A 26,028-nucleotide genomic window follows, 5' to 3' on the forward strand; every position below is an offset into this window, starting at 1 on the left:
ACCCAATCGCAACCTTTCTATTGCCAGCGGGCGGTGAATCCGGGCAAGCTGGGTGGGATGTACAAGCAGGCTTTCGATCAGCCAGATTACTTTGTCGCCAATTGCCGGGCCGGGCTGGAGCCGGTGCTGGAGCGGGAGTTGAAGGACCTCGGCTGCGAGATTGCCTTCGTCGGCACGCGCATGGTCGCGTTTTATGGCAGCGAGGAAGATTTCTACCGCGCCAACATGGCCCTGCGCACGGCGATCAACGTGCTGCGGCCCATCCGCAAGTTCCGCGCGAAGGATTACGACATCCTTTACTTCCAGGCCCGCAAGGCCCCGTGGCACAAGCTCTTCGATGTCGACAAGACGATCCGCATCGACGTGAAGGGCGAGTCGCCCAACTTCCGCAACTCGCAATACACCGTGCACCGCATCAAGGATGCGATTGTCGATACCTTTCGCAAGCTGACCGACGGCTACCGCCCCTCGATCGAGAAGCGCGAGCCCGACGTGCACGTGGTGGCGTTCGTCCACCGCGACGAGGTGACGCTATACCTCGACGGGGCAGGGGAGCCGCTCTTCAAGCGTGGCTACCGTATCGAGCACGGCGAGGCGCCGCTGAAGGAAGACCTCGCGGCGGGCCTGCTCCAACTGGCGGGCTACAAGGGCAACTGCGACTTTGTCGACCCCATGTGCGGCTCGGGCACCTTCCTCTGCGAGGCCTACCTGCTGGCCAATCGCATCGCGCCCAACCTCAACCGCAGCTTTGCTTTCCAGAACTGGCTCGATTTCGACCCGGAAGCTTTCGAGCGTGCCCGCCAGTCGCTGATCGAGCGCCAGGTGGACGCAGGCGTGGCGTTCCATGGCTTCGAGGCGGATTTCTCGACCCGCAAGGTGCTGGAGCGCATCGTGGCCGACCACTTCGGCAACCACCCGTCGTTCAAGATCCACCCGCACAAGTTCCAGGACGGCGACGAGACGTTTTCGCGCAGCGTCATCGTGACCAACCCGCCCTACGGCGTACGCCTGCAGTCCAGCGAGGCCGACTTGAACCGCCTCTACGCCGACCTCGGCAACTTCCTGCGTCACCGCTGCGAGAAGTGCGGCGCGGCCGTCTTCTCCAGTAACTCGGAAGCCCTCAACGCCATCGGCATGAAGGTCGCGAACAAGTGGAAGCTCTACAACGGCCAGATCGAAGCCCGTCTCGTGCAGTACAAGCTGTAAGGCGGGGGCAATTGCATCCGCAGGATGCCAGCCCTTAGCCGGGGTGTCGCAGCAAAGCGCAGACCCCCGGTTAGGTTGAAAAGAAAAAAGGACCCCCAAATGGGGTCCCAGCTCAAAGTGGCCCTAATAGCTCTTGGCCCAGACGACGCGCTGCTTGCTGGGCTGGCCGGTGAAGATGCAGGTGCCGGCCTCCGGGCTGTCTTCAAACGGGATGCAGCGCACGGTCACTTTCAGGTCTTGCTGGATGCGTTCGGTAATGGATTCGTCGCCGTTCCAGTGGGCGAGGGCAAAGCCGCCGTGGATCTCGGGCTGCTCCTTGTTCTTGGGCGTGAAGAAGTCGTAGAAGTCCTTCTCGCTGTTGATCACGTGCGTGTGTTCGCTGCGGAAGGCACGGGCGCGGTCGAGCAGGTTTTGCTGGATTGCGTCGAGGCGCTCGCCAATGGTCGCCACGAATTCGGCGCGGGCCACGGGGCCCTTTTCGCCGGTGTCGCGACGGCCCACAAAGAGGCTGTCTTTCGCGAGGTCGCGCGGGCCCACTTCGACGCGCAGGGGCACGCCCTTCTTGATCCACTGCCACATCTTGTCGCCGCCGCGCAGGTCGCGGTCGTCGATGTGCACGTCGAGCTTCTGGCCGTGCCAGTAGGTGTTACGCAGTTCGTCGCGCAGCTTGTGGCAATATTCGAGGACCTGCGCCCGGCTCTCTTCCTGGATCAGCACGGGCAGGATCACCACATGCAGAGGGGCCAGGCGGGGCGGCGCGATCAGGCCGTCGTCGTCGCTATGCGTCATCACGAGGCCGCCGACGAGGCGGGTCGAGACGCCCCAGGAGGTAGTCCAGGCGTGCTCCAGTTGGCCCTGTTCGCTTTGGAACTGGATGCCGCTGGCCTTGGCAAAGTTCTGGCCGAGGAAGTGGCTGGTGCCGGCCTGCAGGGCCTTCCGGTCTTGCATCATGGCCTCGATGCAGAGGGTGGAGACGGCTCCCGGGAAACGTTCGCCTGCCGTCTTCTCACCCTGCCAGACGGGCATGGCCATGTAGTTTTCGGCAAAGTCGGCATAGACGGCCAGCATCTTGCGCGTTTCTTCCCAGGCCTCTTCGGAGGTGGCGTGCGCGGTATGGCCTTCCTGCCAGAGAAATTCGGCCGTCCGCAGAAACAGGCGGGTGCGCATCTCCCAGCGGACGACGTTGGCCCACTGGTTGATCAGGATGGGCAGGTCGCGGTAGCTCTGGACCCACTTGGCGTACATCTCGCCGATGATCGTCTCTGAGGTGGGGCGCACGATGAGGGGCTCTTCCAGCGGCGAGGCAGGGACGAGCTTGCCCTCGGCGTTCAGCTCCAGGCGGCTGTGGGTGACGACTGCACACTCCTTGGCAAAGCCCTCCACGTGCTGCGCTTCCTTCTCCAGATAGCTCTTGGGAATGAAGAGCGGGAAGTAGGCGTTGACGTGCCCCGTGTCCTTGAACTTCTCGTCGAGCGCACGTTGCATCTTCTCCCACAGCGTGTAGCCCCAGGGTTTGATCACCATGCAGCCGCGCACGGGGGAGTTTTCGGCCAGGTCGGCAGCTTTGACGACCTGTTGATACCACTCGGGGTAATCCTGATCGCGGGTCGGCGTGATTGCGGTGCGGGCTTGCTTGGCCATGGTGTGGAAAATCGGGCGTTAAAAGCGTGGGAACGGGTTGATCCAGAAGAATTTAACCAGAGCGCCCCTTTGGGGCGAAAGGAAACATCGCAGCAATTCACCCGCTCGCTGGCGAGGAAAAAGCGGGCCGGGGCGGCGTTGCCCGGCTGGTGCCGTTTCTTTTGCCCGTTTAGAACTCGTGTCTGCTACTCTCGATAACCGTAAATAACAAAGATAATTTTTGCGTGAATTGCGTTTGACAGGACCGTTTTTCCCTTGAAGGAATAACTCATGTACCGTCGCTTACTTGCTTCCTGCTGCTTGTTTACCCCTGCGTTGGCTTCGGCCGCCACAGTGCAGACTTTCGAGGCGCTTGCCGCTTTCGAAGACGATGTGGACGTTCAAGCGCTCAATGGACTGATCGAGGCTCTTGAGATTCCCTTCAGCTTCGACACGGTCGTCTTTTCCAACAGCGTTCTGACGCTGGATTTTAATGTCGATATTGATGGCCAATGGTTCGATGGCAACCTGAGGCTGGACTTGAGCGATGCCTTGAAAGATACGAACCTCAATGGCATCCCCGATGAAGCGGAACTCGCCCTCGCCAGCCAGTGGAGCATCCCCGTTTCCATGACGATGGTTTCCGGCATCTATAAGGTAGTCGCAAACATCGACATCAGCGCTCAGCGGGGAGCTGGAAGCTCTACGATCGTCGGCACTCTCAATATGAGCGCCACTTACTATGAGCGGGGGCGGGCAGTCGATTACCTGAACGAATCGCAGAGCCTATACTACGATCTTAATCTGGCTTCCTGGTATGGCGCTGTCGTGCCTGCCGATACACATCTTGAAAGCTACGATGTAGACGCCAATTTCTATCGCAAGGACGACTCCACCCTCGTTGTCCGCAACTTTATACACCGCGGCTATCCGGTAGATGATGTGGAACTCGCTTACACCGGCAGCGCGTACGTGGGGCAATTTTACAACGAAACACTCCAGGCTCCTTATTACCTTTCCATTTCCAACCTCAACGACGCTGACGGAGACGGCATCCCTGACCTGACGGACGTAGACGCGCAGGGCTTCCTCTATGGCAAGGCGGGCGGCGACCTGCAGGGCGGGTGGAAAAAGCTGGGGCACTTCGGCTGGTTCTGGGGCCCGGGCCTCGACCGTGACTGGTATTACAGCGACAAGCTGAAGGCTTGGGTGTGGCTCGAAGACGGCGAGGCGGACAGCTTTCTTATCTACCAAAGTGGCCCGGGCTGGCTCTACACCAGCAAGACGCTCGGCGTCTACTACCGCTACTCCGATGGCCACTGGCTCGACTTCGCCAACGAAGTTGACGGGCGTATCAAGTTCTGGGACTTCGGGGCAGGAGCGTTCGTCTGGTTCGACAAATAGGCCGTACAACACAAAGGGGCGCCTTCCAAAAGCGCCCCTTTTCATCGGTTGCTCTGCAGCTCTAGCGTTCGGCTACGTTTCCTTTGACGACGCCGCAATGAAGCATTTCGGCCCCATAGTAAGGGTTGACGAGCTTCTTGTCGTTCTGGAGCCACTCGGCCCCCATCCCGCCCATCGCCATGGGGCAGAACATCAGGTAGACTTCCTTTTCGCTCGAGGTGCCCGGCATTTTCACCAGGCGGATCATCTCTTCGGAGAGAGGCTCGAAAGCCTGCCGTGCTTCCTTGAAGCGCGTGGCGTCGACAATTTCCTGCGCCTTGCGCGCGATTTCTTCGACCGCGGAATGGTCAATGCCCTCGGCGGTTTTCACGAGCGAGGCAGCGGCCCGGCGCCCCGCCTCCAGTTTGTCGGCCGCCAAAGCCTTTTGAAGCTGGAAGTAGGGCTCCAGCAGCGTGTCGACTTGGGAAGGCTCCAGATCGGCTGCCCGCAGGGGCAGGGCCAGCAAGAGGAGAAGGGGGAGGAGGAATGGAAAGCGTTTCATTGTTCGGTCTTAAGATAAATCGGCGCCGGTTGCAATGTCCGTAGCAGCTTTCGGCTTGAGTTTCGCCCGCTTGCGGAAAGGCTGGTGCCTCATGCAGCCACCCCCCGTGCTTTCCCTGGCCGTGCCAATGTATAACGAGGAAGAAGGGCTCGACCTGTTCTTCAATCGAGTACGTGAGGTCATGGCCTCTTTGGGCGTTACTTACGAGATCGTCTGCGTCAACGATGGCAGCCGCGACGGCACGTTGGAGGGGCTGCTCGCTCGGCAGGCTCAGATCCCCGAGCTGGTGGTGGTCGACCTTTCGCGTAACTTCGGCAAAGACGTGGCGCTGACCGCCGCGATCGATCACTGCACGGGCCGCGCAGTGGTGCCGCTCGATGCCGACCTGCAAGACCCGCCGGAGCTGCTGGGCGAGATGCTGGAGCGTTGGCGCGAGGGCTACGACGTGGTCTGTGCCGTCCGTAGCAGCCGCAAGAGCGACGGCTGGCTGAAGCAGTTTTCGGCCCGCCAGTTTTACCGCTGGTTCAACCGGGTGGCCGAGGTGCCAATCCCGTCCGACGCTGGCGACTTTCGCCTGATGGACCGCCGCGTGGTCGAGGCCTTGAGTGGCTTGCGCGAGCGCAACCGGTTTATGAAGGGCCTCTTCGCCTGGACGGGGTTCAAGACCGCCTACGTCACCTTCGAGCGACCGGAGCGCGCTGCGGGCACGACCAAGTGGAACTACTGGAAGCTGTGGAACTTCGCGCTCGACGGCATCTTTGCCTTCAGCTCGGCCCCGTTGCGTATTTGGACCTACCTGGGCGTCCTGATCTCGCTCAGCTCATTTTTGTACGCGTTGGTCATCGTCGTGCGCACGCTGTTTATCGGGATCGACGTGCCGGGCTATGCCTCGCTGCTGGTGTTCATGCTCTTCCTCAGCGGCATCCAGCTGATCGGGCTCGGCGTGATGGGCGAATACGTGGGCCGGATCTACAAGGAGGCTAAACAGCGCCCACTTTACCTGACCCAAAGCGTGTATCGACACGCCTCGGGGCAGGGAGAAACGGCGGTGCGTTAGTTGAGCACGAGGGGCTCCGGCTCCAGGGGGAGCGGGGGCCTGGCCACACGGCGACTGGGCGGCGGCGTGTTTGCCGGGGGCTGGGCCGGTGCCTGAGGCGGGGGAGGGCTGCCATCCTTTACCGCATGGTCCAGCACCTGGATGACGCGGGCCACCAGGCCTTGCAATTCGTTGGCCTGGCTGCGGAGTTCCTTGGAGGCTTCGGCGGCCTGACGCGCTTCGTGCGCATAAGTCTGGCTGTCTTCCTGCATCGTCTGGGCGGCACCGGAGACTTCCTGAATCAGCTCGGTCTGCTGGCGGGCGGCGCGGGCCATTTCAGCACTTTCGTTGCGGGCCTTGGCGACTTCCTGGGCGATGCTGCGCAGCTCTTCGTCGGCCTTGCGGGCCAATTCGGCCCCGCGTTGGGTGTTGCGTTGGGCCGAGGCGATCAGGCCTTCCGTCTCGGCGGCGGAGCTGGCGGCGCGGCGGGCTAGCGCCCGGACTTCTTCGGCCACGACCGCAAAACCGGCACCGGCTTCTCCCGCGCGGGCGGCTTCGATCGAGGCATTGAGCGCGAGGATGTTGGTCTGGAAGGCAACCTCCTGCAGCGCTTCGACGATGCGCGAAATGGAGTGGTTGGAGGTGGTGATTTCTTCCATCGCGGTGCGCATCTCCTGCATCCGGCGGGCCCCTTCGGTCGTCAGGGCGTGGGTGGTCTCCATCGATGCATCGAGGCGGATAGCCCGCTCGCCCACTTCATCGGAGCGCACTTGCATCTCGTGCGTGGCATGGACCGACGATGCCGTCTTTTCCGCCTGATTGGCCGACGCGGTGCGTTGGGCGACGCTGATCTCGCCCATGCGGTCGGCCGTCGTGCGCAAGTGCTGCGTCACGCGGGTCAAGGGGATGCCGAGGGAGCCTACGACCCCGCCCAGACGGCCAAGGTAGCGCGCGATAAACGCCATCGGCACCGCTTCGAAGATCACGAAAAACGCGTGCAGCAATACGATGGTAAAGCTGGCCTCGTAATTGAAGACGCTGGCGGGCAGGAAAAAGAAGAACAGCAGGTGGTGCAGCGCAATGGTGATCGCTGCCGCGCCGATCGCGACCCACGAGCCTGTCAGCGCCAACACGCCGATACAGGCAAAGATGTGGAAGTGGAACTCGATCAACCCGCCGCCCAGGTGGATGAGCAGGGCGCTGAAGGCCATCGCGGCAACCGCCAGGGCGGTCGGCTGCAGGCGGTAGGCCTTGAGCAGGTGCAGGGCAAGCGGTCCGGCGCAGATGCCGAGGCTGGCCAGCAGCGCAGAGAGCATCGACTGGCCAAAGAACCAGGCGACGGCAACCATGGCCGGAATGTGTTGCAGCATGAGGATCAGCCCGATGCGCGCGGCCTTATGCTGATATTGATGAAGCGCCTCGATCTCTCGAAGGCGGTTCGCGGGAGATACCTGTGTCATCGACGGAGAGGGTGTAGAAAGATTAGAGGCCACTGGCGGCGCAGCCGTAGGCAGGCAAGGTGGAGCTTTGCTCGCCGGCCATGATCTCGGCTACCAGTTCTTGCGGGCGGGTAGGGGTCAGTTTGGTGGGGCGTTGCATGGCATAGCCGCCAGAGTAGGCCAGCTCGGCGTTGGGCGTGTAGACCCGCAACCACGGCCCCCCTGCGATGCCGAACTGCTCGGTGGCCTGCACGTGGTCGAGCACCGTCACCCGGTAGCCATGCTCGGCGAGGGCCTGCTGCAGCGCGTCGTCTTGCCCCAGCAGGTAGACCTCCTGCGGCTCGGCGGGCGGTGTGGCCAGCAGATCCTTGGTCACTTGGGCGGAGCAGGGGCAGCCAGCGGTAAGAAAATGCTGCACGCGCCAGTGTTCTTGTATCGAAACACTCGGCGAACCCTGTTCGCGTAGCGGAGCCGTATGGGTGCCCAAGTAGTAGCCGCCGGCGGCGAGAACCCCTACGCCCCAGCAGCCGAGCACCACCGGCCCCAGCCATTTACGACAATATTTTCCCCACATGCCGTGTAAAATCGACCCAAGCTGGCTGAACTGCAATTGATTATTAGGGTCAATGGCCTAAGTTTTCGTAAAAGGCGAAAGTGGAGGCCAAGCGGTCATTATTTCCGGCGAACGTTCTTTTTGCCTCCACCTTTTCCCTTTTGTCCACGGCCTTTTTTAGCGTTAGGCGCGGTGCCGCCGTTTTTGAGCATGTCGATCTGGTCGCGCAGGAGGGCCGCGCGCTCGAATTCCAGTTTCTCTGCGGCTTCGAGCATCTCGGATTCCAGCTCGGCAATCACGGCGGCCACGTCGCCATCGCCTTGGGCCTCGGCTACCGAAATCGGGTCGAGCTGATCGCGGTCGACGTAGTGCAAGCTCTTCTGCAAGCCCCGCTTGACGCTGCGCGGGGTGATGCCGTGCTCCAGATTGTGGGCGATCTGCTTTTCCCGGCGTTCCTGGGTGATACGCAGGGTCTCCTTCAGCGAATCGTTGAGCACATCGGCGTAGAGGATCACGCGGCCCTTCTCATGGCGGGCGGCCCGGCCTGCGGTCTGGATCAGGCTGGTGGTGCTGCGCAGGAAGCCCTCCTTGTCCGCATCGAGGATGGCGACCAAGGCCACTTCGGGCAGGTCGAGGCCTTCGCGCAGGAGGTTGACGCCGACCAGCACATCGAAGTCGCCCGCCCGCAGCTTGCGCAGGATCTCGACCCGTTCGATGGCGTCGATGTCGCTGTGCAGGTATTCGACCTTCACATCTCGCTCGCGCAGGTAGGTGGAGAGGTCTTCGCTCATGCGCTTGGTCAAGGTGGTGACGAGCACGCGCTCGTCTCGCCCCACCGCAGCCTGCACTTCGGCGATCAAGTCTTCCACCTGGCCCTTGATCGGGCGAATCTCCATCACCGGGTCGAGCAAGCCGGTGGGGCGGATCACCTGCTCGGCAATCACCTCCGAGAGCTTCGCTTCCTCCTTGGCTGGCGTGGCGGAGACGAAGAGGATCTGGCCCGTGATGTCCATAAACTCCTGGGCCTGCAGCGGCCGGTTGTCCAGCGCACTGGGCAGGCGGAAGCCGTAGTCGACGAGGCGCTCCTTGCGCGAGCGGTCGCCCGTATACATGGCGCCGATCTGGGGCAAGGTCACGTGGCTCTCGTCGAGGATCACGAGGTAATCGTCGGGGAAGAAGTCCAGCAGGCAAAACGGGCGATCACCCGCCTTGCGGCCCGAGAGGTGGCGTGAGTAGTTTTCGATGCCGTTGCAAAAGCCCATTTCCTGCAACAGCTCCAGGTCATACTCGGTGCGCATGCGGATGCGCTGGGCTTCGAGCAGGCGTTGCTGCTTTTCAAAGTAGCCAACCTGCTCGTCCAGCTCGTTCTTGATCGCGCGGATGGCGGGCTGCAGCTTGTTGCGCGGGGTGATGAACTGGTTGGCCGGGTAGAGGTGGAAGTAGTCGAGCCGTCGCCCCATCTGGCCGGTCAGCGGGTCGAGTTCGGAGATCGATTCCACCTCGTCGCCCCAGAATTCGACCCGGATGGCACTCTCCATGTAGGCGGGGAAGATGTCGACCGTCTCGCCGCGCACGCGAAAGGTGCCGCGCTCAAACTTGATGTCGTTGCGCTCGTAGATGTTCTCGACCAGGCGGTTCAGGAACTTGTCGCGCTGCAGCTCTTCCCCCACCCGGATGGGGATCATCATGGCGGCGAAGTCTTCCGGAGAGCCCAAGCCATAGATGCAAGAGACGGAGGCGACCACCAGCACGTCGCGGCGGCTGATCAAAGAGCTGGTCGCGCTGATGCGCAGGCGCTCGATCTCGTCGTTGATCGAGCTGTCTTTCTCGATGTAGGTATCGGTGGCCGGCACGTAGGCCTCCGGCTGATAGTAATCGTAATAGCTGACGAAATACTCCACCGCATTGTCGGGGAAAAACGCCTTGAACTCGCTGTAGAGCTGCGCAGCCAGCGTCTTGTTGTGCGACATCACGAGGGTAGGGCGCTGCAGCTGCTGCACAATGTTGGCCATCGTGAAGGTCTTGCCGCTGCCGGTCACGCCCAGGAGCGTCTGGTACTTGTTACCCTCGCGCAGGGAGCGGACGAGCTTTTCGATCGCCTGCGGCTGGTCGCCCATCGGCTGATATTCGGCGCTGAGACGAAAATCCATCCCCGTATCATAGGCGGCGAAGGCGGCGGTGCAAGTGCCGGTAAAACCTCCTTGGGAGGCTGAAGCTGGCCCGAGAGCTACCGATATAAGGGAGACACTGCCATCGGAAAGCCTCTTCGCGGATGCCCGAGACTTCGCCCAGCAAATTGTTCACGCAACGCAGTTCGCTTTTTCGCGAGTTGCTTTTGCCCTTGTTTGTACTCCTGTGCACCGCATCTGCCGTTACTATTTTCAGCCTTTGGGTGGCCCAGCATAACAGCCTGCAGGATGTGGTACGGCGCAAGGCCATGATGTCGCTCGACCGCATTCACGACATATGGGCGCTGCGCCGCTTCGAGGGGGAGTTCATCACCCGCTCGATGCCGTCGACCCATGTGAGCGAGTTCGTCTTCTGGGCGATTTATCAGGAGGGCAGCGGCGAGATCGTGATGGCTTCCGACCCACGGACAGAAGGCCAGCGTATTTACGACGCCCGGGCACAGTTTGCAGGCTGGCCAGCGGTCGACAACGATGACGGAATGCAGGAGGAAGGTGGGCGCTACACCATTTCCCGCCCCTTGAGCGGCGAGCCGGGTCTGCACTCGATCCTCCTCTTCGATGAGCGGGAGCTGCACAAGGGCTTCGACGAGTCCCTCAAGCGCTCGATTGTGCTGACGGCTATTACGTTGGCCATGCTGGGCCTGCTCGGCTTTCTCATCTTGCGCTACCGCGTGTTGACGCCGCTTCACCGGCTGCACGATGCCATTGTCGGCTTTCATTTTGGAGACCGCAGCGTAAAGATCGACGTGACGGCTCACGACGAGATCGGGCGGATCGGGCACGGCCTCAACGAGCTGTTCCGCAACCAGTTGGCGATCCAGGCCGAATCGGAGCAACTGGCCCAGATCGCTCAGGTAACGAACAACCTCGTCTTGCGTCTGGATAGTGAAGGTATCGTGATGTGGGCCAATCGCTCGGTCGAGCGTCTGGTCGGCAAACCCCTGCGATCGTTTGTTGGGACGGGGCTCGATCAGCTGCTACCGCTGCGGGAAGGGCACGCTTGGCCCTTCATGCGCGAGGTCGTCGAATCCGGGCAGGGGAGGACCTATGAGGTGGCCCTGGACGTGGGCGAAAACGAACCCCGCATCTTTCGGGCCGACAGCCAGCCGGTGGTGGTGCGCGAGAATGGGCTCTTCAACGGCGCCGTGATCGTGGCCACCGATGTGACGCCGCTGCGACAGGCGCAGGCCCGGCTGGAGCAGAGCGAGATCCGCTACAACGAGTTGGTCAACTCCATCGACGAAGTGTTTTTCCAGACCGACCGCGAAGGGCGGTTCATCTACCTCAACCAGGCGTGGGAATCCGTCAGCGGCTTTACCGTCACCGAGACTTTGGGCGAGCGTATCGAAGAGTTTTTCCACGCCCACGATCGGGGCGAATTCACGCTACGCCGCAAACGCGTGGAAGACTTTGAAGCGGGACGCGGGCTCTGCGAGCTACGCCTGATGCGCAGCGACGGGCTGGAGCGGGTGGTAGAGGTGCAGTTGCGCGGGCAGCGCAGCACGGGCGGGGCATTCGTCGGCCTCGCCGGCAAGATGCGCGATGTGACGCTCGAGCGCGAGGCTACCGAGCAGCTCCGCCGTAGCCGCCAACGCCTCGCCCGGGTGCTCGACGGCAGCAACGACGGCTTTTGGGATTACAATGTGGAGACGGGCGAGTTTTTGATGAGCCCGGGCCACAACCGGATGCTCGGCTTTGAGCCCAACGAGGTGGAGCCGACCCTCGAAGGTTGGAAGGAACTCGTCCACCCGGAGGACCTCAGCGAGCTGCTGCGCCGCTTCCAGAGCGCCATACGCGACCGCAGCCTCTACAGTTGCGAATACCGGATGCGCAGCAAGGCGGGCAGCTACATTTGGGTGCTCGACCGTGGGCGGGTGGTGGACGAGCGCGACCAGCGCCCCCTCATCGTCGCGGGCAGCATCACCAACATCAACGAGCGCGTCGAAGTGGAGCAGCGCACTCGCCGCGCGCTGGAGCGCGAGCAGCAGGTCAACGAAATGAAGTCGCGCATCGTGTCGATGATCTCACACGAATACCGCACCCCGCTTTCCAGTATCCGGCTCTCCGCGACCCTGCTGCAGCGCTACGCCGGTCGCCTCACCGACGAAGAGCGGGCCAAGCACCTCGGTTTCATCTTCGAGGCGGTCGACCAGATGACGCATTTGATCGAAGAAGTGCTCTACCTCGGCCGGGCCGAAGCCGGTTACATGGAGCTGGACCCACAGCCGCACGTCTTGCGCAAGGTCGTCAATGGCCTCGTCGACTGGTTCAACTACCTCTATCCGCGTCGCGAGCTCGACCTGCAGCTGAAGGGCGATGTCGACCGCGTGCTGATGATCGACTTGACCCTCTTCAAGCGCATCGCGACCAACTTGCTGACCAACGCGGTCAAATACTCTGCCGCCGACTCGGTCGTCTCCTTTATCGTGGAGCTGAAGGGGCCGCACCTGATCCTCCAGGTGATCGACGAAGGCATCGGCATCCCGCAGGAAGACCAGAAACACCTTTTCGAGACGTTCCACCGCGCGAGCAACGTCGGCACTATCCCCGGCACCGGCCTCGGCCTCGTGATCATCCGCCGCGTGGTGGAGAAGCTGGGCGGGCAGATCTTCTTCGAGAGCGAAGAGGGCAGGGGCACCACCTTTTCCATCCAGTTGCCCGCGCTGGAGGCCGTCGAGCCCGCCGAGGCAACCTTATCTACCGAATTGAGCGACTCCCGATGAACAAGATCCTGTTAGTTGAAGACGATCCCCGCCTCCGTGATTCCGTGGCCCAGATGCTCGAATTCGAGGGCTTCCTCGTCCTGGCGGAGGAAAACGGGCGCTTGGCCTGGCAGGCTCTCGATCACTTCCGCCCCGACATCGTGGTGAGCGACGTGATGATGCCCGAGATGGACGGGATCGAGCTGCTGGAGGCGATCCGCGCCCACCCGGGCACGCAGAACATCCCGGTCATCCTGCTCACCGCCAAGGCTTCGCGCGATGACACCCGCGCGGGCATGTCCAAAGGGGCCGACGACTACATTACCAAGCCGTTCGAGATCGACGAGCTGGTGGCCTCCATCGAGGCGCAGATCGGCAAGCGCTCGACCCGGCTCTCTGGCCTCGACAACCTCGAATACACCGTCAAGAGCGCGCTACCCAGCGAGCTGTTCTCGCCCCTGCACACCATTCTAGGCCTGGCCGACGGGCTGGAAGAGCAGCTGGTGGCCGGAAGCATGCCGACCAGGGACGACCTCTGGGAGGCGGTGCGCAACATGAAGGACTCGGGGCGCCGCCTCTTGCGCCAGAGCCAGAACCTCGTGCTCTGCCGCGAGCTGATGGAGCTGCTGGGCGTGGACGCAAAGCCAGGCGGCTCGTGTATCCCGACGGACGAAGATTTCCAGGCCGATCTGGATGCAGCCCTGCGGGCCGTCGCCGATCAACGCCAGCGGGAGGAAGACCTCGAAGCCCACTTCGAGCGTGGCGTGCTGGCTATTTCCCCCTGCCACTTCATCAAGACGGTCACCGAGCTGGTCGACAATGCCTTGAAGTTCTCGCGCCCCGGCCAGATCGTCACCGTGCGGGGCCGGGTGGAAGGTTGCCAGACGTATGTGCTGGAGGTGCACGACGCGGGCCTCGGCATGGCATCGCACGAGATCGAGCACATCGGCATGTTTCGCCAGTTCAACCGCCGCGAGGGCAAGCAGGAGGGCTTGGGCCTCGGCCTCGCCATCGTGCAGATGCTGTCCCAGCTTTACGGGGGCAAGCTGGCCCTGCAGAGCGGAGAAGGCAATGGCTTGACGGTGCGGATGGAGCTGCCGTTGAAGGTCGCCGCCCCGCCCGTCGTGGCGATGCCCGAGCTGCCGCCCCTTTGATCACGCGGCGTTCGCATCGCCCGCGTTGTGCGCTTGCGCCCCCGGCCAAAGCGCACACGCTGGCAGCATGACCGCGCGCGCTGATCAAGAAAAGACGCTCCACCTCGTCGGCCTCTGGGTCGATAACGACGGCACCGTCCACCTCGCCCAACGGGCTCCGGGTGGCGAGGTCGAGACCCGGCGCGAGCCCTTCCAGCCTTTTATGTGGACGGTGGAGCCGCCCGTGGGCGGGGAGTGCGAGATCGAGCAACTGGCGGGGCCGGGCCCGGTGAGCTATCTCGTTACGGCCAAAACCCCCGAGGCGTTCAAAGAGCTGGGGCAGCAGCGTGACCGCCGCGACGAGTTGATCCGCCCCTTTGAGCACCAGTGGCTGCTTTCACGACAAGAGCGCCTCTTCGCCGGCCTGAAGTTTGGCGACCTTCGCCGCTGCCAGCTCTCGATCAAGACCGTCTGCGAAGACCCCGACGGCACGAGCGACCCCTCGCGCAAGGAAGACCGCGTGCTCGCCATCGGCGCTTGGTTCAGCGGCGATCCCGAGGCGACCGTGTTGCTGCTGGAGGAAGATACCGATGCCGCCGAGCGGGCGCTGCTCAAGCAGTTCAACGAGTTGCTGCAGGAGCGCGATCCCGACATCCTCGAAGGGCACAACATCTTCAATTTCGAGCTCGATTACCTCAACCAGCGCTCCCGCCGCTACCGCCTGCCGCGTACGTGGGGTCGCTTTGGGGGCGAGCCGCGTTTCCGCAAGAGCCGCCAGCGGGTAGCCGAGCGCTGGCTAGACTTCCTGCGCTGCGACATCCCGGGCCGGGCCGTGTTCGACAGCTATCTCGCGGTCCAGCTCTTCGACATCACCGCGCGCGAGATGCCCGGCTATGGTTTGCTGGAGTCGGCCGTGCATTTTGGCCTCACCGGCGAAGACGACGACCGGCCCGACTTTGCCCACGGTGCGACCCGCGAAGCCCTGGCCGAAGACCGCCCCCGCTTTCTCCAGGCGCTGCGCGAGGACCTGCGCGAGATCCGGGGCCTCGCCGATCGCCTGTTGCCCACCTACGTTGCTCAGGCGCAAAACTTCCCGCTGCTGCTGCAGGAGGCCTCGCTGCGCGGCACCGGCCAAAAGGTCGAGATGCTGCTGCTGGAGAAGTATTACGAAAAGCGCGCGTCGCTGCCGGACTTCAATGAAGTCAGCGCCTACGAAGGCGGCTATACGAAGAGTTTTGGCGAAGGCGTCTACCGCCGCGTGCTGCACTTCGACGTAGCCTCGCTTTACCCGAGCCTGCTGCTCGCCGCCCGCCTCAACCCCGCTTCGGACCACCTGGGCGTGTTCATCCCGCTGCTCGACGAGCTGCGCACCTACCGCCTGCGCTACAAGCAGCTCGCACGTGAGGCGGCAGACGTCGAGATGCGGCAGGAATACGCCGCCCGCCAGGCCTCGTTCAAGATCCTGATCAACAGCTTCTACGGCTACCTCGGCTTTGGCGGCGCACGCTTTGCCGACGGCACGCTCGCGGCGGAGGTGACCCGGCAGGGGCGCGAACTGCTGCAGCAGCTGATCGAAGCCTTTGGCCAAGCGGGGGCGGAAGTGCTCGAAGCCGACACCGACGGGATTTACGTCGCCGCCAACGAGGCGCATTGGGAAAAGCCCGAGACGCTGCTGGCCGTCGTCGAGCGCGTGCTGCCGGAGGGTATCCACCTCGAATACGACGGCAGCTACCCGGCCATGTTTTGCTACAAGGCCAAAAATTACGCCCTCTTTGACGGTGAGCAAATCACCATCCGCGGCTCTGCCCTGCGTTCCCGCGGGATCGAGCCCTTCCTCAAGGGCCTTACCGACCACCTTATCGCGTGGCTGCTCGGGCTGGAGGAAGAAGACCCCGAGACGAAGACCGAGCGATTGGCCTGGCAGATCCAGGAGAGCGAGCTGCCGGTGCGCGAGGTGGCCAAGGGCGAGCACCTGAGCATGAGCCCGCTCGCCTACCAGCGCAAGATCGAGGCCGGCGGCAAGCCGCGACGGGCCGCACTGGAGGTGGCGCTGCGCATGAACCCCGCGCCGCGCATGGGCGAAAAAGTGTATTACTACATCAAGCCCAAGGAAAAAGGACAGACGGCCGACTGGCAGCGTGCCGAAGCCGCCGCCCATTACGACCCCACCGAGCTGCCCTACGACCCGAAGTATTACCTTAAGAAGTTGGCAGACTGGAAGAAACGTTATCAGGTCTACTGGAAAAAGTGAGGCCGGGGCCCGTGCCTGGGGTTGCAAAAACAGGCCTTCCGGGGCTACATTGGAGGTATCATGTCGACTGATCTTGCCGGCCCCCGCCACCCTGAGGCCCCGGAAATTCGCCCCTACCTTGGCCTGCTCAAGGCCACGATTGAACACCTGATCCCCCTCCTTCCCTTTGGTCTGGACCGTCAGGAGGTGTATAGTTTTGGCGTGTTCGGGCTGGTCGACGCCCTGCGGACTATGCCTGCCGAGTTGGACAACGCGGCCAAGACGCGCCACGTGGAGGAAGTCATCGCCACCGTAGTGCTGCAAAACTTCCACGGCAACGGCCAACCGGTGGCGGCTGCAGGCGAGGGGCCGGAGACGGACGATGCGCCGGATTTCCACGGCCTCGACCTGCACGGCAGCCGCATCCTGCTGGTCGACGACAGCGCCATGACCCGCCGCACCATGCAGCGCGTGCTGGAGAAGGCAGGTTTTCGCATCACCGAGGCCGTTTCCGGCGAAGACGCGCTCACCCAGGCCGCTCAGCACACGCCCGACTTGATCCTGCTCGATGTGCAGATGGAAGGCATGAACGGTTACGAGGCCTGCCGCCAGTTGAAGGAGATTCCCGGCCTGCGGGACATCCCCGTCATCTTCCTCACCAACCTCAGCGATTCGCAGGACGTCGTCGACGGCTTTGAGGCTGGCGGATCCGACTACATTTCCAAGCCCTTCCACCCCGGCGAAGGCCTCTCGCGCATCCGTCTGCACCTGCAGAACCGCACCCTGCTGGCCTACCGCCAGCGCAGTATCAACGAGCTGAAGAAGGTCAACCAGACGAAGGACAAGTTCCTCCGCATGGTGTCGCACGATTTGCGCAACCCCGTTTCCGCGATTGGAGGCCTCGCGCAGATGATATCCGACGAAATGGCCGGCCCTGTGACCGAGGAACAGCGGGAAATGACGGACAGCATCGTGGCGGCGGCCGACGGCATGACGGCTCTGCTCAACGACTTGCTCGACTACTCCGCAATCGAAGGCGGGCAGGAGACCTTCAAGCCCGGCTACTACTCCCTCATGCAGGAGATTCAGCGCGTGGTGACGCTCCAGCGCGTGGTGGCCGAGCGCAAGCAGATCGGCATTGAGCTGCAACAGGCCAACGAGGTGCCCGAGCCGCTTTACTTCGACCGGCAAGGGGTCCAGCGCGTGCTGGAAAACCTGCTCAGCAACGCGATCAAGTTTTCGCCCTTCCAGAGCAAGGTGCATGTGACGCTGAAGAGCGCAGACGGTTTTGCCTGCGTGGAGGTAGACGACGAGGGGCCCGGCATCCCGCCCGGAGAGGAAGACAAACTCTTCAAGGAATTCTCGCGCACCTCCAATCGCCCTACCGCCGGCGAAAAGAGCACCGGGCTGGGCCTCTCCATCTGCCGCAAGATCGTCGAACGCCACGAGGGGCACATCGACGCGGAGAACCTGCCGGGCAAAGGCGCGCGTTTTCGCATGCAATTGCCACTGGGCAAGAGCTGATGCTTGCACCCGGGCCCTAAAACGTGGATGCTGCCTTGTTATGCCCAAGCAGCATATCCGCGAGTATTTCAGCAATAAAGAGGTGGTGGACCATTATGCCCGGGCCACCGCCAATGTCGGCCTGTGGGTCTCCGAAGAGAAAATCTTCACCCATATCTTCGAAAAGACCGACCGCGTCCTCGAGCTGGGCTGCGGCACCGGGCGGATTTCCGTCGGCCTTTACGAGCTGGGCTACGATTTCATGATCGGGATCGACCTCTCGCGCGAGATGGTGAAGCGGGCGCAACGCATCGCCACCGTGCTGGGCTACAACATCCCGTTCCACACCATGGACGCCTGCAAGCTCAAGTTTGACGACGGCTTCTTCGACGGCGCCATCTTCGGCTTCAACGGGCTGATGCAGATCCCCGGTCGCGACAAGCGTCGCCAGGCGTTGGCCGAGATCCGCCGCGTGATCAAGCCGGGCGGCGTCTTCGTCTTTACCACGCACGACCGCTACAGCAGCCAGTTCAAGAAGTTCTGGAAAGAAGAGCAGACCCGCTGGGACAAGAATCAGCAAAACCGTGAGCTGATGGAGTTTGGCGACCGCCTGGAGCACGACGGCTACGGGATGCTCTTCGTCCACGTCCCGACGCCAGAGGAAGTGCGCGAAGACCTCAAGGCCACCGGCTGGAAGGTCGACAGCGACGCGCTGCGCTCGACGATTGCCCTCGAGCCCGGTCACGTGCGCGAATTCTCCGACGAATGCCGCTTCTGGATCGCCCGTAACCCTGACGACAATGCCGCCTACGACGAAGACGAGGCGGATTACGAGGAAGAGGACGATTTCGAAGAGACCGACGAAGCGTTGGTCGAAGACGATTCGGATGACTCTGAAACGGACGCTGCGGAAGAACCGAAGCAGTAGTTTTGAGCCGCCGAGGGTCTGCCTCTGGTCTGGGCCAGATCAATCGCCTGCATAAAAAAGCCCGCGTCGTTTTCCGGCGCGGGCGAAAGTTTGAAGCGGCCTGAAGAGCCTTATCGGCTGAGTTGGCGCTCTTTCAGGTAAAGGGCGTCGCGTCGGCGGTAGTTGGGCGAGCGGATTTCGGGGGAGGCGAGCTTGATTTCGCCGCCCATCGCCATGATCTCTTCTTCCGTCGAGATCTGCTTTTGCTCAAGGGCCTGTTGGCGCTGGCGTAGCTGGGCGTTCTCCTGCTGGAGCTGGGCCATTTGCTGGCGCTGGTTTTCGAGGTTGCGCTGCAGCTCGTCGGCCTTGGGCTGGTTGGCGGCGGCATCGCGAGCGGCCTGCAGCTCCTGCATGCGGCGCTCGTTTTCGGCCTGGGCGGCAGCGAGCTCTTGCATGCGTTGTTCGAGGCGGGCGCTGGCTTCCTCGGCGGCCCGGCGCTCCTGGGCTTCGCGGGCGAGGCGGGCATTCAGCTCTTCCACCCGGGCCTGGCGGTCGGCCTCAGCCTTTTGGGCGGCGGCTTCGGCCATACGGCGGGCCTCTTCGGCCTGGCGAGCCTGAGCGGCGGCTTGTTGCTGCGCCTGGCGGGCTTGTTCGGCCTCAGCGGCGAGGCGTTGCTTTTCGGCCTCCAACTCGCCGACCTGGCTCGAAAGTTGTTCCTGTTGGTTCAAGGTTTCCTGGTCGGGACCCTTGGTAAAATAAAGGCCAAATCCACCGGCGGCGAGCACGGCGAGGGCTGCGATTGCAATGGCACTGGTTTTCATGAGTTTGCTGTGATCGGGGGTTCAGCGCGGTTCAGTAGAGCGACAACGAAACAATCCACAACTTGCAGGGAATCCGAGGCTTTCGCAAGCCATCCCCACGAACGGCAGCCTAATTGGGCCGAACGGCACGTTACATTGAGGGATTCCGCCCGGAAGAAGTTGCGCTTATAAGTTAGTAACGATGTTCGGATCCTAGAGATCCAGATTGGCGCAACAGGAGGCCGTTGTGGTGTCTTCGGCCGGCACACAGCAGGAGGCGGGCGCATCGCCTTCGGTGCAGCAACAGCACGCTGGCTTTTCGCTGGCGGCAGGGCTGCTTTCGCTGGCATTCGAATAAAGGCTGATGCCGCCGGTCGCGATGACGACCAGAGCGACCAGAGTTGGGGCGCTGATTCTCATGGGGTTAGTAGGAGTTGGGGTGGGTGGGGCGATCGTAACCGCCGGGAAGCTTGCATGGAATCCGCCTCTCATGCAAGCTCTCGCTGCCCTAGGTATCGTGAAGACGACCAACTACTACGACACGTTTATCACCGCCTCGCCCGATTGTGAGGCGCAGGCCGGCAAGACCCCCGCCAAGGAGGGCACTATCGCCGCCCGCCAGCACGCGCTGCTTCTGGCGCACCCTTACCGGTATACGAGCGACGACTTGCTCTTCGAGGTCTATGCAGAGCGGCAGGGGATTGAGACCGCAGACAGCGAAGGCGCTCGCACGACCTTTTTTGCCAAGCCGCAGGCCTGTTTGCGCACCTCGCCCCTGGTGGGCCAGTTCGGCTGGGGACTGCACCACGACGCCGAGGGCAAGGTGGCCGCCTATGGGGTCGAAACCGAGCGCTACCGGCAGTTGGCCGGCGATCCCGGCTTGAAAGTGGCGCCCGGCATGCGGCGCAAGCGTGCCTGACGCAGAAAAGCTGGGCTGTTTATCGGGGGAAACTTGCAGGTGAGGCGCTGCGCTGCCACTTTGGCGGCATGGGTTTTCTCCGCGCGATTTTCAAGTGGCTGGTGGCGTTGATCGTGGCTTACGCGCTGCTCTTCATTGCGGTGCTGCTGGGCCTCTCGATGTTTGGCCTCGCCTTTCAGCGCCCGGAGCCGGGCCTGGAAAATGGATCGGTGCTGGTCTACAACCTCGACCTCAACGTGACCGACACGCCCGCCTTCGAAGGGCCGCGGGAGGTGTTGGAGCAGGCCCTGAGCAGCGAAAATTACGGCTCGATCTCCCTGCTGGAGCTGCTCGACGCCTTGCGCGCCGGGGCCCACGACGACCGGATCAGCGGCCTGGTGCTCACGGGGAACGTCTACGGCGCGGGCTATGGCAGCAGCCTGGCCACGCTGCGCGAGGTGCGTCGCGCGATCGAGGAATTCAAGGCCTCCGGCAAGCCGGTATGGGCCTATGTCGACATGGACGGTGCGCAAGACTTCTACCTCAAGTCGGCTGCGCAGGAAGTCTACATGAACCCCTTCAGCTATCTCGAATTCAAGGGCCTCGCCTCCGAGACGCCTTACCTGGGCGACTTTTTGCGCAAATACGGCGTGGGGGTGCAGGTCGCGCGCTCCGGCAAGTTCAAGAGCGCGGCGGAGTCGCTGGTCGAAGGCCACATGTCGCCCGAAGAGCGCACCCAGCGCACGGCCTTGCTCAACGATATCTGGCTGAGCTTGCGCGAAGACATCGGCGAATCGCGCGAGGTGGAGCCCGAGAAACTGGCCGAGCTGGCCAACGACATCGCCATCTTTGAAGCCGACGATGCCCTGGACGCGGGGCTGGTGGACAGCCTGCTCTACCGCGACGAGATGGCCAACCTGCTGGTCGACCTCACCGGCCCCAGCGAGCGCGGCACTCTTTACCGCGAAGTCAGCCTGCTCGACTACGCCAACGAGCGCAACCACCACCGCTTCAGCGCCTCGCTCGGAGGCTTTGGCGCCCCCTCCATCGCCATCGTCTATGCGGAGGGCGTCATCGTCGAGGGCCCGGGGGTGATCGACGAGGTGGGGGCCGACACGATGGTCGAATACCTGCGCGAAGTGCGCCGCGACCCCTCGATCAAGGCTTTGGTCATGCGCGTGAACAGCCCCGGCGGCAGCGCGACCGCCTCGGAGAAGATCCTGCGCGAAGTCCGCCTCGTGGCAGCTGAAAAGCCCGTCATCGTCTCGATGGGCGGCATGGCGGCCAGCGGCGGCTACTGGATCAGCTCCATGGCCGACACGATTTTTGCCGAGCCGACCACGATTACCGGCTCGATCGGGGTCATCTCGATGATCCCCAATGTGGGCGAGCTGGCGGCGCAGCACGAGGTGAACTTCGAAACCGTGCGCACCTCCCGCTTTGCCGACCTCTATTCGATCAGCCGCCCCCGCACGCCGGAGGAAATGGCGCTGATGCAGCAGACGGTCGACAAGATTTACCAGGACTTCCTCACCCGCGTCTCCGAAGGGCGCGAACTCTCCCGCGAGCGCGTCAACCAGATCGCACAGGGGCGGGTGTGGTCGGGCGAAAGCGCCGTCGAGCTGCGCCTTGTGGACTATCTGGGCGGGCTGGAAGACGCCATCGCCTTTGCCGCCGAGGAAGCCGGCCTGGGAGAGGATTACACCCTGCGCGAATACCCGGAGCGCGTGACGCTGGAGGCGTGGTTCGAGCAAGCCTTTGGCCAGCAGCAGCCCGGGGTGGCCAAGACCTCGACCCTCGATGCCGCCGGTCTGCTGCCGCGCGGGCGCGACCCGGTGAGCCGCCAGTTGGCGCAATGGCAGCAGACGATGCGCCTGCTTCGCCAGCTCAACGACCCGATGGGCGTTTATGCGATCGAACCTCAATGGGTTTTCGTTGATTAACGCGCCCGCCCCCGTAGCGTAGAGCACATGGAGGCAACGACTATCAATTTGCGGACGGGCTGCCCCGCCACGCGTATCCCCAGCGGCGAGCAGATCACCTTGCCGGAGGGCAGCGAGCTGTTCATCACCCAGGCCTTGGGTGGCTCTGTGACGGTGCGCGACCAAGGCGGGCTCTACCGCGTCGACCAGGCGCACCTCGACGCCTTCGGCCCCGAAGTGGCGGCCCAACTGCGCGACGAGCTGCAGGCGACCGACCTCAGCGGCCAACCCTTTAGCGAGCAGCAGCTCTGGGATTCGCTCCGCCAGTGCTTCGACCCCGAGATCCCCGTCAACATCGTCGACCTCGGGCTGATCTACGACCTCCATTACGAGGAAATCGCCACCGGCCGCTACAATGTGGGCGTCAAGATGACCCTCACGGCCCCCGGCTGTGGGATGGGCCCCACCATCGCCAACGACGCGCAGTCCAAGCTGCAGTCGCTGCCCTCCGTCGAAACCGCACAGGTAGACATCGTCTGGGATCCGCAGTGGACGCCGCAAATGATCTCTCCGGAGGGTCGCAAGATCCTCGGCCTGGGCTAAGCCCGCAGGCCCCCGCGCTGCCGGAAACGGCCTGGCTCGGCGCTTTCCTGGATTTCCTCCGGGACGAGCGCCAGGCCTCGCGCTACACGGTGCGCAACTACGCGCAGTCCCTCGAAGAGATTCTCGGCTACTTCCGGCAGGAAGGCTATGCCGGGCCGTTGGAGAAAGTGCCCGAGCGGCTGATCCAGTCGTATCTGGTCGACCGCCAGCGCGAAGGGTTGTCGCGCCGCACACTGCACCTGCGCCTCTCTGCCGCGCGTTCGTTTTTCGACTACCTGCGCCGCCGCCGCTTCGTGCAGCGCAACCCCTTCCATACCCTCAGCGCGCCCAAGTTCCACCAGCCGCTGCCCCGCTTCCTTACCGAGAAGCAGATGACGGAGTTCCTCGAAGGCCCGGCCAAGCTTTTCGAGATGGGGCAAGCGACCCGGTTTGAGGCGGTGCGCGATCAGGCGATCTTTGAGCTGTTTTACGGTGCCGGCCTCCGCATCAGTGAGTTGATCGCGCTTACCTACGGGCAGGTCGACTTCCAGCGTGGCCTCGCACGGGTGCGCGGCAAGGGAAACAAAGACCGTATCTGCCCGCTCGGCCCGGTGGCGGTGCGCTGCCTGGCGCGCTTCCGCGACGAATTTGCGACCGAGCGCGGCTACGAAGCGGTGATTCTTTTCCGCGAGCCGGGCAAGCCGCTGAAGCCCGATTGGGTGCAAAAGCGCATGAAAGTCTACCTCCAGCTGGCCGGGCTACCGCTGGAGCTGTCGCCGCACAAGCTCCGCCACTCCTACGCCACTCACCTGCTCAACGGCGGGGCGGATCTTCGGGCGGTGCAGGAGATGCTCGGCCACGCCAGCCTTGCCACGACGCAAGTCTACACCCACGTAGGCATGGCCGAGCTGAAGAAAGTCCATGCGCTCAATCACCCGCGCGGGTAGGGCAGCCTACGCCTCCTTGATCTCGCTGACCGGCATCACCACGAGGCTGTAGAGGCGGTCATTTACCCCCTCGGCCGCATCCCGGATCATGCGCAGCTCTTCCGGGGTAGCCGCAGGCCGCTTCATGCGCACAAATATTTCGCCCGTGATGCAGCGGCCCTCTTCACGCAGGCGCACTTCGGCTTCGGCCACGCCCGCACATTCGAGCACCCGGCGACGGATGTCGCGGTCGATCTGTAGCGGGTGGCTGGAGTCGGCCTCCGTAGGGCGCTGATCGAGCAGGTTCAGCACGGCATGGCGCAGGTGGGTCGTGCCGTCGTGGATAACATTGAGTGAGATCAGCGCCGCCGCCACCGCATCGGCCCACCAGAGCCCGGCGCCGATGCCGATAACGCCCAGCATGGCCGCTACCCCCGTCTGCCAGTCGTCCTTGTTCATTGTGGCGTCGGCCAGAATCGTACGCTCGTTGAGGCGGCAGCAGATGCGTTGCTTGAGGAAGCCGAGGATCATCGGCGGGATTACGCTGACGACGAGGGCGCCCAGCATCACCCAGCCCGACCATATCTGCCAGCCGAAGCGGTCGAAATGGCCCAGCGTCGGGTGTTCCCGGGCGATGAGAGACGACGCCGCATCGTAGAGCATGTAGAGGCCCATGCCGAGAATCGCGACCGCCGAAACGAGGAACGACAGCAAGGCCGTGCGCTGAAAGCCATAGGGGAAGCGGTTGGTGGGCGCGCGATCCCGAAAGTGGTTGGCGATGAGGAAGGCGGCCGGCGGCACCAAGGCCAGCAAGTCTTCGATCCAGGCCGTCTTCATCGCCTGCGAGCTGCCCATCGCCACATACATTACCGCGACCACGCCGAGCATGACGACTACTGTCGCCCACTCCAGCCATACGATCTGGCGACTCTTCCGCTGGGCAGCTCCCGGCAGGCGATAAGGTTCACGGGGCCTCATGGCGCGTCCTCCACCTGCAAGGCTTCGACCTCGTCGCGCCGGCTCAGCAAAAACGCTTCCAGCCGCATCAGCATCGCGTTTTCGCCGCTGGCGACGGCCATCACCTGCCGCTTGGGCTCTTCCCCATCGCCTGGGTGGATCGTGGCAAAGGGCAGGCTGAAGCCCAGCTGCGTCCGCCAGGGGTTTTGTTGCGTAATGCCCCCAATTACGACATCCAATTCGTGCTTTTCGAGTGATGCGAATAAATCCTCCGCACCTTCGTGGGACCACTCGACCGACACGCCCAGCTCGCGCGCGAAATCCTCGATCAGCGCCACTTCCACGCCTGTGACCGTGCCATCGGGCTCCACCGTCACCCACGGCGGGTTCTCAAACGCGCCGGCCCGCAGCACCCCGCGCTTTTCTACTCGCTCCAGAGTGCCAGCGGGGTCGCGCGGGAAGCGTTCGCAGCCGGTCATCAGGACGCTCAAGCCCACCATGCCGATCAGGATCGTGCGAGGTCTCCAAATACTGCTCATGGGGTAAAGGGTTCGCTTCCACCGTAGCATCAGGCGGGCCAAGCGCCGGTCCAGGGCTGTGCGAGGCATCTACTTCCGCGGTGGTCGCGCAACCTGGTCGAAGTCGCGCGCAAGGCGGTCCAGATCGATTCGGATCTCATCTCCCCTCAGGGCCTTGCCATGGCCAGCAATCAATGTCTGGGGCCGCAGAACGGCCAAGCGACGGACCGACTCGCGGGCCGCCTCCCAGTCGGGTGTAAAGTAGGTCGGCGGGCCATGAATTTCGACCTTCTGCGCCGCTACGGCGGTAGCCGACGATTGATCGGTCGTGATGATGGCATCGGCGCTCAGCAAGGTATGGTCATTCAGGCGCCAGAGCGCGACCTGCCCAGGACTGTGCCCCGGCACATGCACCCAGCGCCACTCCGGCATCCCCGGCACGCTACCGTCGTCCGGCAGCAGCTTCAGGCCCGGCACGATGATCGGCTTTCGAGGGTAGAGAGGGGAAAGGCGTGCCATCAGGCCCCCTCCGGCGTTCGGACTCGGTGGAGGGTAGGGCGTCGTGCCATCGAGAAAGGGCTTCTCCAGCCGATGGGCATAGACCGGCGTCTCCGGCCAGTGCTCCCGCAGCTTTTCCAGGGCGCTCACATGGTCGAAGTGCCCATGGGTCAGTATGATCGCCTTTGGGGCGCGTGGCCCGAAGCGTTCTTCAGCCGCCTTGATGATCGCGCCGCCGCTGTGCGGAAGCCCCGCATCGACCAATACCCACGGCGCATCAGCCGCTTGCGGATCACCCAAAAACACGACATTGACCATCACGATGCGCTGGTAGGCAACATCGGGCAGAACTTCCTGCGAGCGAGCGTCGGGCGTCGCATCGCCAGCCTTGGTGGAGGGGTCGGTCGGGATCTGGGTCATGAGCGTTACCCTGCATGCCCCATGCCACGGAGAGAGGAGGGTAG

22 protein-coding genes are annotated in these 26,028 nt (G+C 63.2%); 12 read left to right on the plus strand and 10 right to left on the minus strand.

Features of this window, described 5'->3' with window-relative positions:
- Positions 1-33 precede the first annotated feature (33 nt).
- On the plus strand, positions 34-1,206 hold the full coding sequence (locus tag Q7P63_00575; protein MDP0498568.1) for a THUMP domain-containing protein: 1,173 nt from the start codon (positions 34-36) through the stop codon (positions 1,204-1,206).
- A 123-nt stretch (positions 1,207-1,329) separates the two neighbouring features.
- Here Q7P63_00575 and proS read toward each other — a convergent pair whose 3' ends face one another.
- Positions 1,330-2,847 (minus strand): proline--tRNA ligase, encoded by a 1,518-nt coding sequence (gene proS / locus Q7P63_00580; GenBank protein ID MDP0498569.1) that lies wholly within the window; start codon positions 2,845-2,847, stop codon positions 1,330-1,332.
- Between the two features lie 300 nt (positions 2,848-3,147).
- On the opposite strand from proS, the gene Q7P63_00585 reads away from it, so the two are divergent.
- Entirely contained in the window at positions 3,148-4,230 is a 1,083-nt protein-coding gene (locus tag Q7P63_00585) for a hypothetical protein (protein MDP0498570.1), read from the plus strand.
- Between the two features lie 61 nt (positions 4,231-4,291).
- On the opposite strand, the gene Q7P63_00590 is transcribed toward Q7P63_00585, so the two are convergent.
- Positions 4,292-4,771, minus strand: a complete 480-nt coding sequence (locus Q7P63_00590) for a DUF3347 domain-containing protein (GenBank protein ID MDP0498571.1) — start codon at positions 4,769-4,771, stop codon at positions 4,292-4,294.
- Positions 4,772-4,862: 91 nt separating this feature from the next.
- On the opposite strand from Q7P63_00590, the gene Q7P63_00595 reads away from it, so the two are divergent.
- Positions 4,863-5,828 carry a glycosyltransferase gene (locus Q7P63_00595; protein MDP0498572.1) on the plus strand — a complete coding sequence of 322 codons (966 nt, stop codon included), beginning with the start codon at positions 4,863-4,865 and terminating at the stop codon, positions 5,826-5,828.
- Here Q7P63_00595 and Q7P63_00600 read toward each other — a convergent pair.
- The 3 genes from Q7P63_00600 to uvrB all read right to left on the minus strand — a co-directional run bounded on the left by Q7P63_00600 (position 5,825) and on the right by uvrB (position 9,949).
- Positions 5,825-7,267, minus strand: a complete 1,443-nt coding sequence (locus Q7P63_00600; protein MDP0498573.1) for a methyl-accepting chemotaxis protein — start codon at positions 7,265-7,267, stop codon at positions 5,825-5,827. The genes Q7P63_00595 and Q7P63_00600 overlap by 4 nt on opposite strands.
- A 22-nt stretch (positions 7,268-7,289) precedes the next feature.
- The gene (locus tag Q7P63_00605) at positions 7,290-7,820 is read right to left on the minus strand and encodes a hypothetical protein (GenBank protein ID MDP0498574.1); all 531 of its coding nucleotides are present in this window, start codon (positions 7,818-7,820) and stop codon (positions 7,290-7,292) included.
- Between the two features lie 98 nt (positions 7,821-7,918).
- Positions 7,919-9,949: an excinuclease ABC subunit UvrB gene (gene uvrB, locus Q7P63_00610; protein ID MDP0498575.1), complete on the minus strand. Its 2,031-nt coding sequence runs from the start codon at positions 9,947-9,949 to the stop codon at positions 7,919-7,921.
- A gap of 242 nt (positions 9,950-10,191) precedes the next feature.
- On the opposite strand from uvrB, the gene Q7P63_00615 reads away from it, so the two are divergent.
- From Q7P63_00615 to Q7P63_00635, 5 genes are all read left to right on the plus strand, one after another.
- The gene (locus Q7P63_00615; GenBank protein MDP0498576.1) at positions 10,192-12,711 is read left to right on the plus strand and encodes a PAS domain S-box protein; all 2,520 of its coding nucleotides are present in this window, start codon (positions 10,192-10,194) and stop codon (positions 12,709-12,711) included.
- Positions 12,708-13,844 (plus strand): response regulator, encoded by a 1,137-nt coding sequence (locus tag Q7P63_00620; GenBank protein MDP0498577.1) that lies wholly within the window; start codon positions 12,708-12,710, stop codon positions 13,842-13,844. The genes Q7P63_00615 and Q7P63_00620 overlap by 4 nt, the downstream gene beginning before the upstream one ends.
- Positions 13,845-13,911: 67 nt before the next feature.
- A complete protein-coding gene (locus Q7P63_00625; GenBank protein ID MDP0498578.1) occupies positions 13,912-16,074 on the plus strand; it encodes a DNA polymerase domain-containing protein in 2,163 nt (720 codons plus the stop codon).
- A gap of 60 nt (positions 16,075-16,134) precedes the next feature.
- Positions 16,135-17,577 (plus strand): hybrid sensor histidine kinase/response regulator, encoded by a 1,443-nt coding sequence (locus Q7P63_00630; GenBank protein MDP0498579.1) that lies wholly within the window; start codon positions 16,135-16,137, stop codon positions 17,575-17,577.
- 40 nt (positions 17,578-17,617) lie between these two features.
- Entirely contained in the window at positions 17,618-18,484 is an 867-nt protein-coding gene (locus Q7P63_00635; GenBank protein ID MDP0498580.1) for a class I SAM-dependent methyltransferase, read from the plus strand.
- Positions 18,485-18,594: 110 nt separating this feature from the next.
- On the opposite strand, the gene Q7P63_00640 is transcribed toward Q7P63_00635, so the two are convergent.
- Together Q7P63_00640 and Q7P63_00645 are read right to left on the minus strand one after the other, a co-directional pair.
- A complete protein-coding gene (locus tag Q7P63_00640; GenBank protein ID MDP0498581.1) occupies positions 18,595-19,284 on the minus strand; it encodes a hypothetical protein in 690 nt (229 codons plus the stop codon).
- A gap of 192 nt (positions 19,285-19,476) precedes the next feature.
- On the minus strand, positions 19,477-19,683 hold the full coding sequence (locus Q7P63_00645) for a hypothetical protein (GenBank protein ID MDP0498582.1): 207 nt from the start codon (positions 19,681-19,683) through the stop codon (positions 19,477-19,479).
- Positions 19,684-19,753: 70 nt separating this feature from the next.
- Between Q7P63_00645 and Q7P63_00650 the strand changes: the two genes are divergently transcribed.
- From Q7P63_00650 to Q7P63_00665, 4 genes are all read left to right on the plus strand, one after another.
- Positions 19,754-20,182 (plus strand): DUF6157 family protein, encoded by a 429-nt coding sequence (locus tag Q7P63_00650; protein MDP0498583.1) that lies wholly within the window; start codon positions 19,754-19,756, stop codon positions 20,180-20,182.
- Positions 20,183-20,250: 68 nt separating this feature from the next.
- A complete protein-coding gene (gene sppA / locus Q7P63_00655) occupies positions 20,251-22,104 on the plus strand; it encodes a signal peptide peptidase SppA (GenBank protein ID MDP0498584.1) in 1,854 nt (617 codons plus the stop codon).
- 27 nt (positions 22,105-22,131) lie between these two features.
- On the plus strand, positions 22,132-22,686 hold the full coding sequence (locus Q7P63_00660) for an iron-sulfur cluster assembly protein (protein ID MDP0498585.1): 555 nt from the start codon (positions 22,132-22,134) through the stop codon (positions 22,684-22,686).
- Positions 22,632-23,612: a tyrosine-type recombinase/integrase gene (locus Q7P63_00665; GenBank protein ID MDP0498586.1), complete on the plus strand. Its 981-nt coding sequence runs from the start codon at positions 22,632-22,634 to the stop codon at positions 23,610-23,612. The genes Q7P63_00660 and Q7P63_00665 overlap by 55 nt, the downstream gene beginning before the upstream one ends.
- 6 nt (positions 23,613-23,618) lie before the next feature.
- Here the strand turns inward: Q7P63_00665 and Q7P63_00670 are convergent, their stop codons facing one another.
- From Q7P63_00670 to Q7P63_00680, 3 genes are all read right to left on the minus strand, one after another.
- The gene (locus Q7P63_00670; protein MDP0498587.1) at positions 23,619-24,569 is read right to left on the minus strand and encodes a cation diffusion facilitator family transporter; all 951 of its coding nucleotides are present in this window, start codon (positions 24,567-24,569) and stop codon (positions 23,619-23,621) included.
- The gene (locus Q7P63_00675) at positions 24,566-25,087 is read right to left on the minus strand and encodes a transporter substrate-binding domain-containing protein (GenBank protein MDP0498588.1); all 522 of its coding nucleotides are present in this window, start codon (positions 25,085-25,087) and stop codon (positions 24,566-24,568) included. The genes Q7P63_00670 and Q7P63_00675 overlap by 4 nt, the downstream gene beginning before the upstream one ends.
- 69 nt (positions 25,088-25,156) lie before the next feature.
- Positions 25,157-25,984 (minus strand): MBL fold metallo-hydrolase, encoded by an 828-nt coding sequence (locus tag Q7P63_00680; protein MDP0498589.1) that lies wholly within the window; start codon positions 25,982-25,984, stop codon positions 25,157-25,159.
- Positions 25,985-26,028: the final 44 nt, after the last annotated feature.

The organism is Verrucomicrobiota bacterium JB022, from assembly GCA_030673845.1.
Classification (GTDB): domain Bacteria; phylum Verrucomicrobiota; class Verrucomicrobiia; order Opitutales; family Oceanipulchritudinaceae; genus WOUP01.